Genomic DNA, 14,497 nt, shown 5'->3' with positions numbered 1-14,497 from the left:
CTTCGGCGTCATCTCCGCGCCGCCGGGTCCGCAGGGCTCGAGCGGCGCTTTCCCGCCGGCCGCACGCGCGCCGGCGACCAAGGGGGAACGCATGTCCCGCACCCATCCCGCGCCCGCCCGCGCGCTGCTCGCCGCCTCTTCGCTGGCCTTGTGCCCGCACGCCCTGCACGCGCAGGAGCCGGTGGCGCTGGAGCCCATCGTCGTCTCCGGCGGCCTGACGCCGATCGCCGCCGAGAAATACGGCCGAGCCTATTCCGTCGTCACCGCCCAGGACCTGGAGGACCGGCAGACCACCTACGCCGTGGACGCCCTGCGCGCCCTGCCCGGCGTCGAGGTCTCGCGCACCGGCGGCTTCGGCGGCCTGACCCAGGTGCGATTGCGCGGCGCCGAGGGCAACCACACGCTGGTGCTGATCGACGGGGTCGAGGTCTCGGCCCCCGAGCAGGGCGAGTTCGACTTCGGCGGCCTGCTGGCGGCCGACATCGAGCGCATCGAGGTGCTGCGCGGGCCGCAGTCGGCGCTCTACGGCGCCAACGCGCTGGGGGGCGTGATCTCGATCACCACCCGGCGCGCGCGGGAGCCGGGGCTGCGCTGGTCCGGCGAGGGCGAGGTCGGGACCGACGGGACCGGGGCCGTGCAGGCGGCGGTGCGGGGTCTGGGCGAGACGGGCTCGTTCTCGCTGTCGCTGGCCCGGCGGGAAACCGAGGGCTTCGACGTCTCCGGCACGCCCGGCGGCGAGGCAGACGGCGACCGCAACCTGACCTTCAACGGCCGGGGCGAGATCTTCGCGGCCGACTGGCTGACGCTGGGGGCGACGCTGCGCGTCACGGACCGGCATTCGGACCTCGACGGTTCGCTCTTCGCGGCGCCCACCGAGGCGGCGCTGGTCTACGACGACGCCTCCGCCCATGACCGGACCGAAGCGCTCGGCTCCCTCTACGCCATCGCCGAGCTGGGGCGCCTGCGATCGGAGCTTCGCGCGGCCTACCTGCATGCGGACGACTCCAACACGCTCAACGGCGTGAAGACGACCGACACCAGCTCGACCCGCCTTCAGCTTTCGGCGCAGGCGACGGTGGGGCTGGATGCGGCCAGCCTCGCGGCCGCCGATCACAGCCTGACGGGCAAGGTGGAATACGAACGCGAGAGCTTCGTGGCCAACGACCCCGCCCTGGTCTTCGACCCCTCCCAGCTCGACGAACAGACCCGCGGGCTCTACGGCCTCGCCGCGGAGTATCGGGGCACCTTCCTCGAGGCGCTGGATCTTCAGCTGGGCCTGCGCCACGACATCAACGACGCCTTCGAGGACGCCACGACCTGGAGCGCGGGCGCCTCCTACCGGATCGCCGCGACCGGCACGCGGCTGCACGCCTCCGCCGGGACCGCGGTGCAGAACCCCACGATGTTCGAGCAGTTCGGCTTCACCCCCGGCCAGTGGCAGGGCAACCCGAACCTGGAGCCGGAGGAGAGCTTCGGCTGGGACGTGGGCGTCGAGCAGCGCCTCTGGGACGACCGGCTGGTGGTCGACGTGACCTGGTTCAACCAGGACCTGAAGAACGAGATCGGCACGGTCTACCTCGCCCCCGCCTTCACGGTCGGCACGCCCGTCAACCAGCCCGGAACCTCCGAGCGGCAGGGGATCGAGGTCGCCTCCACCCTCTACGCCACCGACTGGATGACGCTGGGCCTGAGCTACACCTGGCTCGACGCCGAGGAGTCCACGGGCCTTGTCGAAGTGCGCCGGCCGGAGCATGAGCTGGGCGGCTACGTGACGTTCTCCTTCCTCGACGACCGGGCGCGGGTGACGCTGGACGGGCGCTATGTCGCCGGCAACCGGGATCTGGACTATCGCGCGCCCTACGCGCCCGGCGCCCGGGTGGCGCTGGACGACTACGTGGTGGTGAATGTGGCGGCCTCCTGGGCGATGACCGAGCAGGCCGAGATCTACGGTCGGGTGACCAACGCGCTCGACGCCGACTATGAGGAGGTGCACGGCTTCGCGACTCAGGGCATCGCCGCCTACGCGGGCCTGCGGGTGAGGTTCTGATGCCGCGCCCGCCCGCCCGCCCCGGCCGCGCCCCGCGCCTCGCCACGATCCTGGCGGGGGCGGCGGCGCTTGCAGGGACGTTCGCCGCCCTGCCGGCCGCGCCGCGCTCCGGCCCTGCCCCGGAGACGGCGGAGGCGGCGGCCGGGCCGGCGCCGCTCGGAACGCGGGAGGAGACGGCCCCGCAGCGGGTCGTCTCGATGAACCTGTGCACGGACCAGCTCGCGATGCTGCTGGCCGCGCCGGGGCAGCTGCATTCGGTGTCCTACATGGCGGCGGACCCGCGCGCCTCGGTCCTGCATGCGCGGGCCGGGGCCTATGAGGCGAACCACGGGCGGGCGGAGGAGATCTTCCTGATGCGTCCCGACCTGGTGATCGCGGGAACCTACACCACCCGCGAGACCGTCGCGATGCTGCGCCGCCTGGGTTTCCGCGTCGAGGAGTTCGCGCCCGAGGCGACCTTCGCCGACATCCGCGCCAACCTGCGCCGCATGGGCGCCCTGCTGGACCGGGCGCCGCAGGCCGAGGCGCTGGTCGCCGAGCTGGACGCGCGCCTCGAGGCCGCCCGCGCCGCGCCGGCGGAGGCGCGCCCGCTCGCCGCCCTGCGCTATGCCGGCTCCTGGTCCTCCGGGGCGGGCACGCTCGCCCATGAGATCGTCTCGGCAGCCGGCCTGCGCAACCTCGCCGCGGAGCTGGATCTCGCGGGCATGGCCCGCCTGCCGCTGGAGCGGCTGGTGATGGGCGCGCCGGAGCTGCTGATCACCGGCCGCCCGTTCTCGCCCCCCTCGCTCGCCGAGCAGACCGTGCGCCACCCCGCGATCGACCCCCTGCTGAGCCGGGCGGCGGGGGCCGCCATCTCCGACAGCCGCTGGGTCTGCGGCGCCCCCTTCACCGCCGGCGCGGTCGAGGCGCTGGCCAGGGCGCGCCGCGCGCTGACCGGCGTCGACCGCGCGTCCCTGCCCTCCGACCCGGCGGCCTCGGTCGCCGGGCTGCGGGAGTTCGCGCGATGAAGCTCCCCTACCCCTGGCTGCTGGCGTCCCTGGGCCTGCTGACGGGCGTGCTCTTCTGCGCCTCGCTGCTGATCGGCCCCGCGGGGTTGGGGCTGTCCGACAGTCTCGCCGCCCTGCTCGCCGGCCGCGGCGAGGCCGAGACGCTGGTGATGCGCGAGATCCGCGCGCCCCGCGCCGTGCTGGCGCTGATGATCGGGGCGACGCTGGGCCTCTCGGGCGCCGCGATGCAGGGCTATCTGCGCAATCCGCTGGCCGAGCCGGGCCTGCTGGGCGTCACCGGCGCGGCCTCGCTGGGGGCGGTGGCGGCGATCTACACCGGGCTCTCGGCGCTGGTCCCGCTGGCGCTGCCGCTGCTGGCGCTGGTCGGGGCGGGGACGGCGGCGGCGATGCTGCTGGGGCTCGCCGGCGCGCGGGGCGGGGCGCTGACGCTGATCCTGGCGGGCGTGGCGCTCTCGGCGCTGTGCGGGGCGCTGACCGCGCTGGCGCTGAACCTCTCGCCCAATCCCTTCGCCGCGACCGAGATCATGTTCTGGATGATGGGTTCGCTCTCCGACCGCTCCTGGCTGCATGTGCAGCTCGCCGCCCCCTTCATGCTGGCGGGCTGGGCGGCGCTGGCGGTCGCGGGCCGCGGGCTCGATGCGCTGACGCTGGGCGAGGATGCGGCCGCGAGCCTCGGCCTGCGCCTCGACCGCCTGCGCCTCGCCGTGGTGCTGGGGACCGCCGCCTCGGTGGGGGCGGCCACCGCGGTCGCGGGCGGCATCGGCTTCGTCGGCCTGGTCGCGCCCCACCTGCTGCGCGGGGCGGTGGGCGCGCGGCCCGCCCGCCTGCTGCCGGCGGCGGCGCTGGGAGGCGCGGCGCTGCTGCTCGCGGCCGACATCGCCGTGCGCCTGATCGCGCCCGAGCGGGACCTGAAGCTGGGGGTGCTCACTGCGCTGGTCGGCGCGCCGTTCTTCCTGCGCCTGGTCTTCGCGACGCGACGGAGGCTCGCATGACCCTGCTCTCGCTCGAGACCCTGACCGTCCGCCTCGGCCGCCGGATCGCGGTCGACGCCGTCTCCCTGCGGGTCGAGGCGGGGGAACTGGTGGGCCTCGTCGGCCCCAACGGCGCCGGCAAGTCGAGCCTGATGCGCGGCGCCCTCGGCCTGGCGCGGGCGGAGGGGCGCAGCAGCCTCACGGCGCTCCCCGCGGCCGAACGCGCCCGCGCCGCCGCCTGGCTGCCCCAGTCGCGCGAGATCGCCTGGCCGGTCTCGGTCGAGACGCTGGTCGCGCTCGGCCGCCTGCCGCACCGGGCGCCCGGCGCCCCCCTCTCCGCCGCCGATCGGGAGGCCCTGGAGGCCGCCATGGCCGGCGTCGACGTCCTCCGCTTCCGCGACCGCCCCGCGACCGAGCTCTCGGGCGGCGAGCAGGCCCGCGTCCTCATCGCGCGGGCGCTGGCCCAGGCCGCTCCCCTGACGCTCGCCGACGAGCCGACCGCCGGCCTCGACCCCGCCCACCAGCTCGCCGCCATGGAGGCGTTCGCGGCGCTTGCGGGCGAGGGGCGCGCGGCGGTGGTCTCGCTTCACGATCTCGGCCTGGCGGCCCGCTTCTGCACCCGGCTGGTGATGCTCGACCAGGGCCGGGTGGTCGCCGACGGTCCGCCGGCGCAGGTGCTGACCGCCGAGCGTCTGCGCGAGGTCTACGGGATCGAGAGCTTCCTCGCCCAGGCCGACGGCGTCCTGATCGTGCAGCCGCTGGCGCGGTCCCGGTGACCGGCCCGCCGCTCATCCAGCGCCTCGCGCGGCCCTGGCTGGTCGTCGACTTCGGTCGTCCCCTCCGGGCGCTCAGTTGGGCCCCGCACCGCCCCGGTCCGGTCGAGACCCACCGCGTCGCCTGGCGCGAGGTGCGCGACGCGGACCTGACGCCGAAGCTCGACGCCGAGGCGTGGCTGGCCGAGGAGATGGCGCGCGAGACCCTCTCGGACGCCGTCGGCCTGCTGACCTCGCGCGACGTCTCCAGCCGCACCGAGGCCCGGGCCGAGGTCGAGGGCCTGTGCGCCGCCTGCCTCGCCACCGTCGGCCTTGGCAACGCCGAGCGGGCGGGCGCCCCGCGCCGGTCCGCCGCCGCGCCCGCCGGTCACGGCACCATCAACCTCGTCGCCATCCTCGACGCCCCGCTGAGCGAGACGGCGTTGATCGAGGCCCTGTCGATCGCCGTTCAGGCCCGCACCCGCGCGGTGATCGAAAGCGGCCGCCGCCTGCCGCACCCCGCCGGAGGCCCGGCCACCGGCACCGGCACCGACTGCGTGGTGGTGGCCGCCCCGGCCGGCCCCGACGCCCTGCGCCATGCCGGCCTGCACACCGCGGCCGGCGAAGCCCTCGGCCGCGCCGTCCACGCTGCGGTCGCCGAGGGCGCCCGCGACTGGATGCAAACCTACGGGAGATCCCGATGACCCCCACCGTTCCCGCCGACCTCACAGCCCCCGCGGCCCCGCCCGACCCCTGGGCCCTGGCCGAGGCCGCCCTGCGCGACCCCGGCGCGGGGTGGAGCCTGGGCTCCTTCGGCGCCATCGCAGAGTTCCGCCAGGACCCCGGCGAGGCGGCCACGGTCGAGGGTCCCCTGATCCGCGCCACCGCCCGCGGCGCGATCCGGCTGGAGCGGCGCGACGACATGGTCCCGCTGGCCTGGGAGACCGTCTCCCCCCGCCCCCACCGCTGGAGCCAGGGCCTGGCGCTGTGCCTGCCCGAGGCCGCCGCGGGGCGCCCGCGACGCAAGGTCCTGACCGAGCTCGGCCCCGACGCGGACGCGATCCGTCCCGCCGACCGTCAGGCGATCCTCTTCGACATGGGCCTCGACCAGCCGCAGGTGGAGTTCTGCGTGCGCAGCGCCGATCCGGCGTTGATCGCGACCCTGCGCGAGACCGTGGGCCGCTCGCTGTTCGAGGCCGGAAACCCGGCGATGCCGGCGATCCTCGCGGCCCACCCCCACCGGATCGCGATCACTCCGCTGGGCCGCTGCGAGGTGTTCCAGAAGATCGGCGGGCCGGAGACGGGCGGGGTCTCGCCGCCGGGCCCCCACACTCACCTGCTGCCGCGCCTGCTGGCCGCCGGGCGCACCCACTCGGCCAACACGCCGATCCCTGCGGGCCTCGTCCCCTGCGCCATGCTGCATCCCGCGAGCCCGGTGTCGGGGCCGATGGGCGAAGACATCCCCTTCGAGCCCGCCCGCTTCGCCGCCTTCCAGGCGCTGCTCGCCGCCTGGGGCCCGCCCGTCTATGTCGAGACCAAGGCCCGCGTCTGGGCGGCGCTGGCGGCCGGCGAGGCGCCCGGGGCCTTCGCCGCGCCCTCGGGCCGCCTCCCCCGCGCCGCCCTGCGCAACGCGCTCCGCCAGAGCGCCCGGGTCGCCGAGGCCGGCCCGCCGGCGCCCGAGGGTCTCGGCGCCTGGCTCGCCGCCTTCGACGCGCAGGGCGCGGGCCGCGAGACCGCCGGCGAGGACGAGGTCGAGGAGCACGCCTGAACCGGCCCGGCGAAGCGACGCTGCGTCGACCCGAGGGGCCGTCCACTCGACCACTCGGGTCAAGCGCAGGGAGCCGGGATCAAGTTGCCCTCAGGGCCCGGCCAGAGCCGCCCCGCGTGGGAAAGGGCCCGAACAGGGGGGCGAACGCGACAGCCGGCGTCGGATGGCCTTCCCCCCGGGGACGACCATCTCGACCGAGGTGCAGGGCCGGCAGGTCTTCGGCAAGCCCTGCCGAGGTCAACCCGAAGCCCGGTGCGCGAGGCCCGTCTGGGCGGCGCAGCGCAGTCTCGAGGCGACGCCGTCCGGCGACATTCCGGCCGGTCTCCCTCCCTTCGATGCACGCGGCGAGGGTCTCGATACAGGCGATCCCGTCGACGGGCAGGTCATCGAGGGCCGGGGCGCCCCGAGACCCACGCGCGTCGCTGGGTAAGGCGAGCTGAGGCGGAGGCTGGCGCGGCCCTGGCGCGCGGTCTCCGCTCGCATCAGTCGGAGGACCGAGCGAATTTCAGACCGGGATGGATCTGGACGGTGGCGGCTCGCGGGCATCGGCGAACACCCCCCGTCCGCTCGCCTCGATCTCCTCGACCGGCGGCGGCCTGCGGCCGGCGACCACCGTGGAACCGTTCGAGAACCGGTTGAGGTCCCGCATACGCGGACCGAACCAGCGCAGCGAAGCTCCCGGAAGCGGAGCTTCGCGATCCTCATCGGTGAGATTCGCCTGTTGGGCCTTCTTGTGGAGAGCCCTCGGGACCAACCGAGTGGCGACGAGCAGAACCTGCCCCCTGGCGGCGGAGCAGCCAGAAGTTGGGCGCGACAGCATCAGCAGCCTGCACGACATGCGCCCGGCCCCCAGGAACGCCGCGAGGGCGGCGAGGCGGCAGCTCACCAGCGGCGGCGGCTGTCGCGGTTCCTCGGACGGCATTGAACTGCCGACCGCACGGCGCACGGGGACATGGGGCAAGCGGAGCTGGACTGCGCCGCGGCCCGGAATGCCGTGCGGATGATGGGTCAGGGCCGTGCTCCGCGCTTCGATCACGGGGCCGTCCGGTCGAGCTCAGCGCAACGCGAGGGCCGACAGCCGCCGCCAGCTCTCCATCGCCGGCCGCAGCTCGCGCTCGGCGGCCGGGTCGAGCCGAGGCGTGGGCGCGTCGGAGGACGGCGCAAAGCCGGTCGAGTCCGCCAGCGCCCCGTACCAGTGCGCCGCCCAGACCCCGTCCGAGGGGCGCAGGCCCGGCGCCCAGTCCAGCATCGCCTCCTCGAACGGCAGGCCCAGCGCGGCGCACAGCGCCGACAGCGTCTGCCGGGGATCGCGGCGGATGTCGGCGGCGTCCACCACCGGAGGCGGACGCCCAAGCCGCGCGGAGACCAGATCGAAGATGTCCTGCTGGCGGGCGAAGCCAAGCTCGGACGCGAGGCGCCCCGACCGCTTTGCGCCGAAGCTGGCCGCCACCTCGCGCGGGTCGCGGATCAGGAAGGCGACGGCCGCCCCCTCCATCCAGTCGAAGTCCATGCCCGGCAGCATGTGCTGGACCATGTGCTTCTCATAGCGGACGCGCCCCGGGGGCGGGGGCGCCGCCAGCGCGCGCGCCGCCTCGCGCCAGTCGCTGGGCTGCGAGGCGATCACCGCGTCGCGCATCGGATGATCCAGCCCGGTTGCGGCCAGGTAGGCGGCGTAGAACGGCTCGTCGACCACATCCGTCGCCGCCCGGTTTCCGAAGCTGCGCATCATCGCCGAGCTGAGGCTGCGCGGCCCCGACCACATCACCACCCGCATCAGGCGAGCCCCGCATCGAGTCCGACGTCCCGCCGGACCAGCGCCCGATAGAGCGTCTGCAGTTTCCGCGTCACCGGCCCTGCCGTCCCGTCGCCAAAGCGCCGCCCGTCCAGTTCCGCAACCGGGGTCTGGCCGCCGAAGGTGCCGGTGACGAAGACCTCGTCGGCCCCGTAGGTCTCGACGAGGGAGAAGTTCTTCTCGAACGCGGGGATCCCGGCCTCCTGCGCGAGCTGCAGCGTCTTCGCCCGGGTGATGCCGTTCATGCAGTAATCGCCGGTCGAGGTCCAGAGCTCCCCCTTCCGGACGATGAAGAGGTTGCAGGAGTTCGTGGTGTTCACGAAGCCATGGGGGTCCAGCATCAACCCCTCGTCGGCGCCCGCCTTCTCGGCCTGCACGGCGGCCAGCACGCAGTTCAGCTTGGAGTGGGAGTTCAACTTGGGGTCCTGGCTCATCGGCAGGCCACGCACCTGGGGGACGGTGGCCAGGCGCAGGCCTCTCCCCGCCGTCGCCGGCAGCGAATGCTCGGCGATGATCACCGTTGTGGGGCCGGAGCGGCTGAGCGAGGGGTGCTGGAAGGGCCGGGTCTTCACGCCCCGGGTGACCATCAGCCGGGCGTGGGCGTCGTCTTGCATGCCGTTGACGGTCCGCACCTCCTCCAGCGCGGCGACGAAGCCGGCGCGATCACGGCCAAGGTCCAGGTCAATGGCGCGCGCCGCCTCGAACAGGCGGTCGAGGTGGTCGTCGAGAAAGGCCCAGCGGCCGTTGTGCAGCCGCAGGCCCTCCCACACCCCGTCGCCGAGAAGGAAGCCGGAGTCGTAGACCGACACGCTCGCCTGCGCTTTCGGGCGCAGGTCGCCGTCGACCCAGATCAGGATCTCCTCGTTGCGCGCGTCGACCTCGGCGGCATGAGCGGCGCCGCCTGTTCCGGCGGTCTGGACGTCTGGCATCGGCCCTGGACTCCCTTGGCATGTGCGGCGGGGCTGCGCCCGCATGATCGGCCGGCGGCGCGGCGCGGCGCAAGAGGCCGAGGCGCGGGCCGGACGCCGCCTGCGACCGCTCCGGTCGCAGGGCGGTCTGTTATCCGCGCAGCGATGGGCGCATCTGTACGGTCTGGTTGGCCCGCCGCGAGTCGCCGCCTTGCATTCAGGCGGGTCATGTCGGCCAGGCTGCCGGCGGTCGGTCCGGGGCGTCGAACGCAGGAGGGATGCGCATGTTTCATCCGTGCGAGTGCGGAAGCGGGAAGACCTATGCGGGGTGCTGCGGCCGGCTGCACCTGGGCGCCCCGGCGCGCGACGCCGAGGAGCTGATGCGCTCCAGATACTGCGCCTTCAGCCGCGGCGACGAAGCCTATCTTCGCCGGAGCTGGGCCGTGGAGACGCGCCCCTCGACCCTGGCCCTGGATCCTGCGCAGGTCTGGACCGGCCTTGCGATCCTGCGCCGCGAGGCCACCGGGCCGGACACCGCGCAGGTCCGTTTCACCGCGACCTGGCGCAAGGGCTCCCGGAAGGGCCGCCTGACTGAAACCAGCCGCTTTCGCCGCGAGGGGCCGGGCTGGGTCTACGTCGACGGCGATCCGGAGTGAGGCGAAGCCCCCCGCGCGGCTTCGCGCGGGGGGCGGCGAATCGAGCCCGGCGCCCTCCGAGGGGCTCAAGCGCCGAACGCCACCCCGGGGCGAGGCCAGGCGCAGGCGGGCATGGATGTGGGGGACCGTGGCCTGCGGCGTCCGTCAGGGCCCGGACACCGTGAGATTCTGCTGGATCCATCGGGATGAGGCCGCGACGTCCGCGGGCGTCAGGTCATGGCTGGCTGGGAGCGACTGAAGCTCGACGTCCGCTCCGCCCGCGAGAAGCGCCTCCGTCAGGCCCGCGGCGTCCCGCGCAAGGGGGTCGTCGCGGCCCTCGAGCGCCAGCACGCGGGTCCCGGACAGGTCGACCCTCGGCGCGGTCTCGAGCGGCTGGACGCCGCGCAGCAGGATTGCCCGGCGCACGAGGCCGGGATGGAGCTGGATGACGGCCGCCAGCATGCTCGCGCCATTGGAATAGCCCAGGAAGACGAGCCGGTCCGGATCGAGCCCGTAGCCGGTCCTCGCGCCTTCGACGAACGCCGCGAACGCCTCGGCCTCGTCACGGATGTCGGCCTGATCGAACCTGTCTGCCGCGACCCGGCGGAACCAGCGGTTGGAGCCCTCTTCGGTGGCCCGCCCCCGCACCCCGAGCAGCGTCGAGCGCGGCGCGATGCGACGCGCGATCGGCATCAGGTCGGCCTCGTCGCCGCCCGTGCCGTGCAGCAGCACGAGGGTCGCGCCATCCGGGGTCTCGGGCCGGTTGAAGCGGTGGACGAAGGGAAGCGCGCGGACGGGGAACCGCTCCTCTCCGGGCAGCGCGAACTGGGGCAGCATCGCCTTGAGGTCCTCGGCGCGCTCGGCCTCGCGGGGGGGCGTGAACAGTGTCCGTCCGAGGGCGTCGGGCGCTTCGTCAACGGTCATCCCGGGCCCGTCGGTGGCATATTCCAGAAGCAGGCCGGCGGGATCGCGGACATAGAGCGACAGGAAATACTTGCGGTCGTGGACCTCTGTCGGCCCGTGGTCCTTCAGCGAGATCCGCATCGCGCGGACCGCCTCGGCGTCCCGCGCCCTGAAGGCCACGTGGTCGGGCACGCCGGCGCCGGGGACCGAGGGCACGAACCCCGACGCCTCCCTCACGTCCACGATGTCGGTGTCGGACGCCATGCGCTGCGTCGCGCCCTCGCGCGCGCCCGGCCTGTAGCCGAACCGGGTCAGGAAGCGGGAAGTCTCCTCGCCCATGTCGGTCAGCAGGGTGACGCCTCGCAGCCGGGTGGGGGCGTTCGCCCGAGGCGCGGGGATGGGCATGTCCACCCCCGCCAGCTTCACGATCAACCCGTCGGGATCCTTCAGGCGGAGGACCGGCTCCCCGAACTCCCGCGAGGGGCTCTCGGTGCGGATGCCGGCGGCGAGCGCCCGGGTCAGCCAGTCGCCAAGCGAGGCCGGCGGCACGGCGAGCGCCACTTCCGAGACCTGCCCGATCCCGGTGCGCCCCCGGCCCGCCGTCTCCCAGACGAGGAAGGTCAACAGCGAGCCGGGGCTGCCGAGCCCGTCTCCGTAGACGAGATGCAGCTGCTCGGCATCCGCGAAACCGCCTGTCTGCTTGACGAGCCGCAAGCCCAGGAAACCGGCATAGAAGTCGACGTTCGCCTGAACGTCGGCGGTGATGCCGGTAACGTGGTGAATTCCGCTCGTCATGCCTTGATCCTCGGAGATCATTCGCCCGTTTCGCGCGCGAGCACCCTGCGGACGGCCGGATCGGCGGCCAGCCGCTCATGCAGCGCCTGCGCATTGGGATAGTCGGCCAGGCCGCCCGGCAACAGCTTCTTCGCCCACCCGAGCATCGGGAAGGCGTAGGCGTCGATCACCGAGCGCCCGCCCTCGAGGATATGCTCGCGTCCCGCGAGATGACGCTCGAGGTGGTCGAACTGCCGGCGCGCCAGCCTGTGGCCCGCCTCGACCACCGCCTCGCGCGCTGGCGCGCCCTTGTCGGTCGTGTAGCGGAACGGCATGAAGATCGGCCAGAAGGACGCGTGAACGTCCGAGGTGAAGAACGCCGACCAGCGATGCGCCTCGGCCTTCGCGCGCAGGCTGTCCCCGCCCGCGAGCCCGGCTTGAGGGTGCTTGTGGGCCAGGTAGTCGAGGATGGCCCCGCATTGGGACAGCAGCCAGCCGTCGTCTTCGCGCAGGGTCGGCACGGCGCCGGCCGGGTTCACCGCCAGAAGCTCGGGCGAGCCGTAGTCGACCCGCACCGCCTCGTAGGGCTCGCCGATCCATTCCAGCACGATATGGGGGGCCAGCGAGCAGGCGCCGACGGCGTAGTAGAGGGTGGGCATCATTGCGCTCCGATGTTCCGCTCAGGAGGGTCGCGGCGGCGCGACGCCGGCTCGAAACGACAGCGGGGGGCGGAGGGCGCGCCGACAGGCGCCCCGGTCGCGGGGTCTGCCTGCGCCCATTGACCCTCCTCCGCCTCCCGACGGGCGCGGGTCCGCCAGCCGGGTGCGGGTCATTTCCGCCGACGAGACCGCGCGCTCGCCCTCGCCCCCTGACTTGACCGGTTTCGGGGGCGCCGGCGGCGCGGGCCTTGCGGCGAGGGGGCCGATCCTGCGGCCGGGTGCGCGGGGAGGTCAGTCGCCTCGCGCCGCCGCTCCGGTCATGCGCATTCGACGCCGGGCGAGCGATTGCGCAATTCGTCGACCAGCACGCGGGTGTTCTCGGAATAGTCGATCGGCACGTCGACCAGGTGGACCCCGCCGCCGGCGAAGGCCGCCTCGAGCGTCGGCGCGAGATCCTCCACCGCGCCCACGCGCGATCCCTTCGCCCCGTAGGCCTCGGCATAGCGCACGAAATCGGGGTTGCCGAAGCGCATGCCGAAATCCTCGAACCCGTCCACCGCCTGCTTCCAGCGGATCATGCCGTAGGCGCCGTCGTTGAGCACGACCACGACGAGGTTCAGGCCCAGCCGCACCGCCGTCTCCATCTCCTGCGAGTTCATCATGAAGCCGCCGTCGCCGCAGACCGCCATCACGCGCCGGTCGCGGTGCAGCATCGCGGCCATCATCGCCGAGGGCAGCCCCGCCCCCATCGTGGCGAGGGCGTTGTCGAGCAGCAGCGTGTTGGCGACATGGGTGCGGTAGTTGCGCGCGAACCAGATCTTGTACATGCCGTTGTCGAGACAGACGATCCCGTCCTCGGGCATCACCTTGCGGACATCGTGGACCAGGCGCTGCGGGGTGACCGGGAAGCGGTCCTCCTCGGCGCGGTCGTTGAGATGGGCGAGAATCCGGCCCCGCAGGTCGAACATGCCGTCGTCCGGCGACAGCCGCCCCTCCAGCCGCGCGCCCAGCGCCTCGACCGAGGCGCCGATGTCGCCGATCACCTCGAGATCGGGGTGGTAGACCTGCTCGACGGTGGCCGACTGGTAGCCGAGATGGATGACCTTCGGCCCCCCCGCGCTCTTCATCAGGAAGGGCGGCTTCTCGATGGTGTCGTGGCCGATGGCGAGGATCAGGTCGGCGCGCTCGACGGCCTCATGGACATAGTCGCCCTCCGAAAGCGCGGCGGTCCCCATGTAGAGGTTCGAGCCGCCGGTGACCGCGCCCTTGCCCATCTGCGTGTTGAAGAACGGCAGCCGGGTGCGCGCCACGAAGGCCGACAGCGGCTCGACCAGCGAAGGCCGGTTGCCCGCCGCGCCGATCATCACCAGCGGCCGGCGGGCGGAAAGGATCGTCTCGACCGCGCGCTCGAGCGCGGCGGCGCCGGCGACCGGACGCTCGAGCGCGTGGCGCGGGATGACCGGGGCGGCCCCGACCTCCTCGGCCGCGACGTCCTCGGGCAGCTCCAGATGCACCGGGCCCGGACGTTCCTCCATCGCCACCCTGAAGGCGTCGCGCACGGTCGCGGGGATGCCGGCGGCGCCCAGGATCTGGCGCGTCATCTTGGTCAGCGGCTTCATCGAGGCGACGATGTCGACGATCTGGAAGCGCGCCTGCTTGGCGCTCATCACCGGCTTCTGGCCGGTGATCAGGATCATCGGCATCGCGCCGAGATGCGCATAGGCCGCGCCGGTCGCGAGATTGAGCGCCCCCGGACCGAGCGTCGCGAGGCAGACGCCCGGCTTGCCGGTAAGCCGCCCGTGCGTCGCGGCCATGAACGCGGCGGCCTGTTCGTGCCGCGTCAGCACCAGTTGGATGGTCGAGTTCCGCAGCGACTCCAGCAGATCGAGGTTCTCTTCGCCGGGCACGCCGAAGACGCGCTCCACGCCCTCGTTCTCCAGGGCGGCGACAAACAGGTCCGAGCCCTTGGGCATGGTCTGACTCCTTGTTCGGGCGGGCGGCCGCGACCGGGCGCCCGTTCGCCATCATCGCCCGACGGCGGCGTCTCCGCCAGCCGCCCGCGCGGTCGCGACCGTTGGATTGACGGTCGCGGCGCGGAACGCGGGGCCATGCGCGACCGACGGCGTGAGGCTCCGCCCGGGGCTCGCCGGAGAGGTTCGGGCGATGGCGCCGGTCTCGGCCTTGATCGTGCCGTTGCCGCCGAGCGGCATGTCGACGAGGGAGATCGCCATCGCGGGCAGGCGGAGAGTCTCGCCAACGGACGTCGGCGATCCGGCCCGCC

General features: G+C 73.8%; 14 protein-coding genes. 7 read left to right on the top strand and 7 right to left on the bottom strand.

The features are described 5' to 3' along the window. The first annotated feature begins 91 nt into the window (after window positions 1-91). From AAC134_RS02575 to AAC134_RS02550, 6 genes are read left to right on the top strand one after another with little or no spacing between them, the layout of a single operon-like run. Window positions 92-2,047 (top strand): TonB-dependent receptor, encoded by a 1,956-nt coding sequence (locus tag AAC134_RS02575; protein WP_339947485.1) that lies wholly within the window; start codon window positions 92-94, stop codon window positions 2,045-2,047. Beyond that, window positions 2,047-3,054 (top strand): ABC transporter substrate-binding protein, encoded by a 1,008-nt coding sequence (locus AAC134_RS02570; protein WP_339947484.1) that lies wholly within the window; start codon window positions 2,047-2,049, stop codon window positions 3,052-3,054. The genes AAC134_RS02575 and AAC134_RS02570 overlap by 1 nt, the downstream gene beginning before the upstream one ends. Continuing rightward, window positions 3,051-4,046: an iron ABC transporter permease gene (locus AAC134_RS02565; protein WP_339947483.1), complete on the top strand. Its 996-nt coding sequence runs from the start codon at window positions 3,051-3,053 to the stop codon at window positions 4,044-4,046. The genes AAC134_RS02570 and AAC134_RS02565 overlap by 4 nt, the downstream gene beginning before the upstream one ends. After that, a complete protein-coding gene (locus tag AAC134_RS02560) occupies window positions 4,043-4,801 on the top strand; it encodes an ABC transporter ATP-binding protein (RefSeq protein ID WP_339947482.1) in 759 nt (252 codons plus the stop codon). The genes AAC134_RS02565 and AAC134_RS02560 overlap by 4 nt, the downstream gene beginning before the upstream one ends. Further along, entirely contained in the window at window positions 4,798-5,481 is a 684-nt protein-coding gene (locus AAC134_RS02555; protein ID WP_339947481.1) for an adenosylcobinamide amidohydrolase, read from the top strand. The genes AAC134_RS02560 and AAC134_RS02555 overlap by 4 nt, the downstream gene beginning before the upstream one ends. Further along, window positions 5,478-6,545, top strand: a complete 1,068-nt coding sequence (locus AAC134_RS02550) for a hypothetical protein (RefSeq protein ID WP_339947480.1) — start codon at window positions 5,478-5,480, stop codon at window positions 6,543-6,545. The genes AAC134_RS02555 and AAC134_RS02550 overlap by 4 nt, the downstream gene beginning before the upstream one ends. 505 nt (window positions 6,546-7,050) lie before the next feature. Here AAC134_RS02550 and AAC134_RS02545 read toward each other — a convergent pair. The 3 genes from AAC134_RS02545 to AAC134_RS02535 are packed head-to-tail and all read right to left on the bottom strand — an operon-like array spanning window position 7,051 to window position 9,266. After that, window positions 7,051-7,581 (bottom strand): hypothetical protein, encoded by a 531-nt coding sequence (locus AAC134_RS02545; RefSeq protein ID WP_339947479.1) that lies wholly within the window; start codon window positions 7,579-7,581, stop codon window positions 7,051-7,053. A gap of 18 nt (window positions 7,582-7,599) precedes the next feature. Beyond that, window positions 7,600-8,319 carry an HAD family hydrolase gene (locus AAC134_RS02540; RefSeq protein ID WP_339947478.1) on the bottom strand — a complete coding sequence of 240 codons (720 nt, stop codon included), beginning with the start codon at window positions 8,317-8,319 and terminating at the stop codon, window positions 7,600-7,602. Beyond that, a complete protein-coding gene (locus AAC134_RS02535; RefSeq protein WP_339947477.1) occupies window positions 8,319-9,266 on the bottom strand; it encodes an aminotransferase class IV in 948 nt (315 codons plus the stop codon). The genes AAC134_RS02540 and AAC134_RS02535 overlap by 1 nt, the downstream gene beginning before the upstream one ends. A gap of 263 nt (window positions 9,267-9,529) precedes the next feature. On the opposite strand from AAC134_RS02535, the gene AAC134_RS02530 reads away from it, so the two are divergent. After that, a complete protein-coding gene (locus AAC134_RS02530; protein WP_339947476.1) occupies window positions 9,530-9,901 on the top strand; it encodes a YchJ family metal-binding protein in 372 nt (123 codons plus the stop codon). 144 nt (window positions 9,902-10,045) lie between these two features. On the opposite strand, the gene AAC134_RS02525 is transcribed toward AAC134_RS02530, so the two are convergent. The 4 genes from AAC134_RS02525 to AAC134_RS02510 form a co-directional block, all read right to left on the bottom strand. Then, complete coding sequence (locus AAC134_RS02525) at window positions 10,046-11,578, bottom strand: VOC family protein (RefSeq protein ID WP_339947475.1); 1,533 nt, start codon at window positions 11,576-11,578, stop codon at window positions 10,046-10,048. 17 nt (window positions 11,579-11,595) lie between these two features. After that, window positions 11,596-12,216 (bottom strand): glutathione S-transferase family protein, encoded by a 621-nt coding sequence (locus tag AAC134_RS02520; protein WP_339947474.1) that lies wholly within the window; start codon window positions 12,214-12,216, stop codon window positions 11,596-11,598. 317 nt (window positions 12,217-12,533) lie between these two features. Beyond that, entirely contained in the window at window positions 12,534-14,189 is a 1,656-nt protein-coding gene (locus AAC134_RS02515; protein ID WP_339947473.1) for an acetolactate synthase large subunit, read from the bottom strand. 51 nt (window positions 14,190-14,240) lie between these two features. Then, window positions 14,241-14,447 (bottom strand): hypothetical protein, encoded by a 207-nt coding sequence (locus AAC134_RS02510; RefSeq protein ID WP_339947472.1) that lies wholly within the window; start codon window positions 14,445-14,447, stop codon window positions 14,241-14,243. Window positions 14,448-14,497: the final 50 nt, after the last annotated feature.

This window comes from uncultured Albimonas sp., from assembly GCF_963977235.1.
Taxonomy (GTDB): domain Bacteria; phylum Pseudomonadota; class Alphaproteobacteria; order Rhodobacterales; family Rhodobacteraceae; genus Albimonas.
This window is presented reverse-complemented; position numbering and strand designations above follow the sequence as displayed.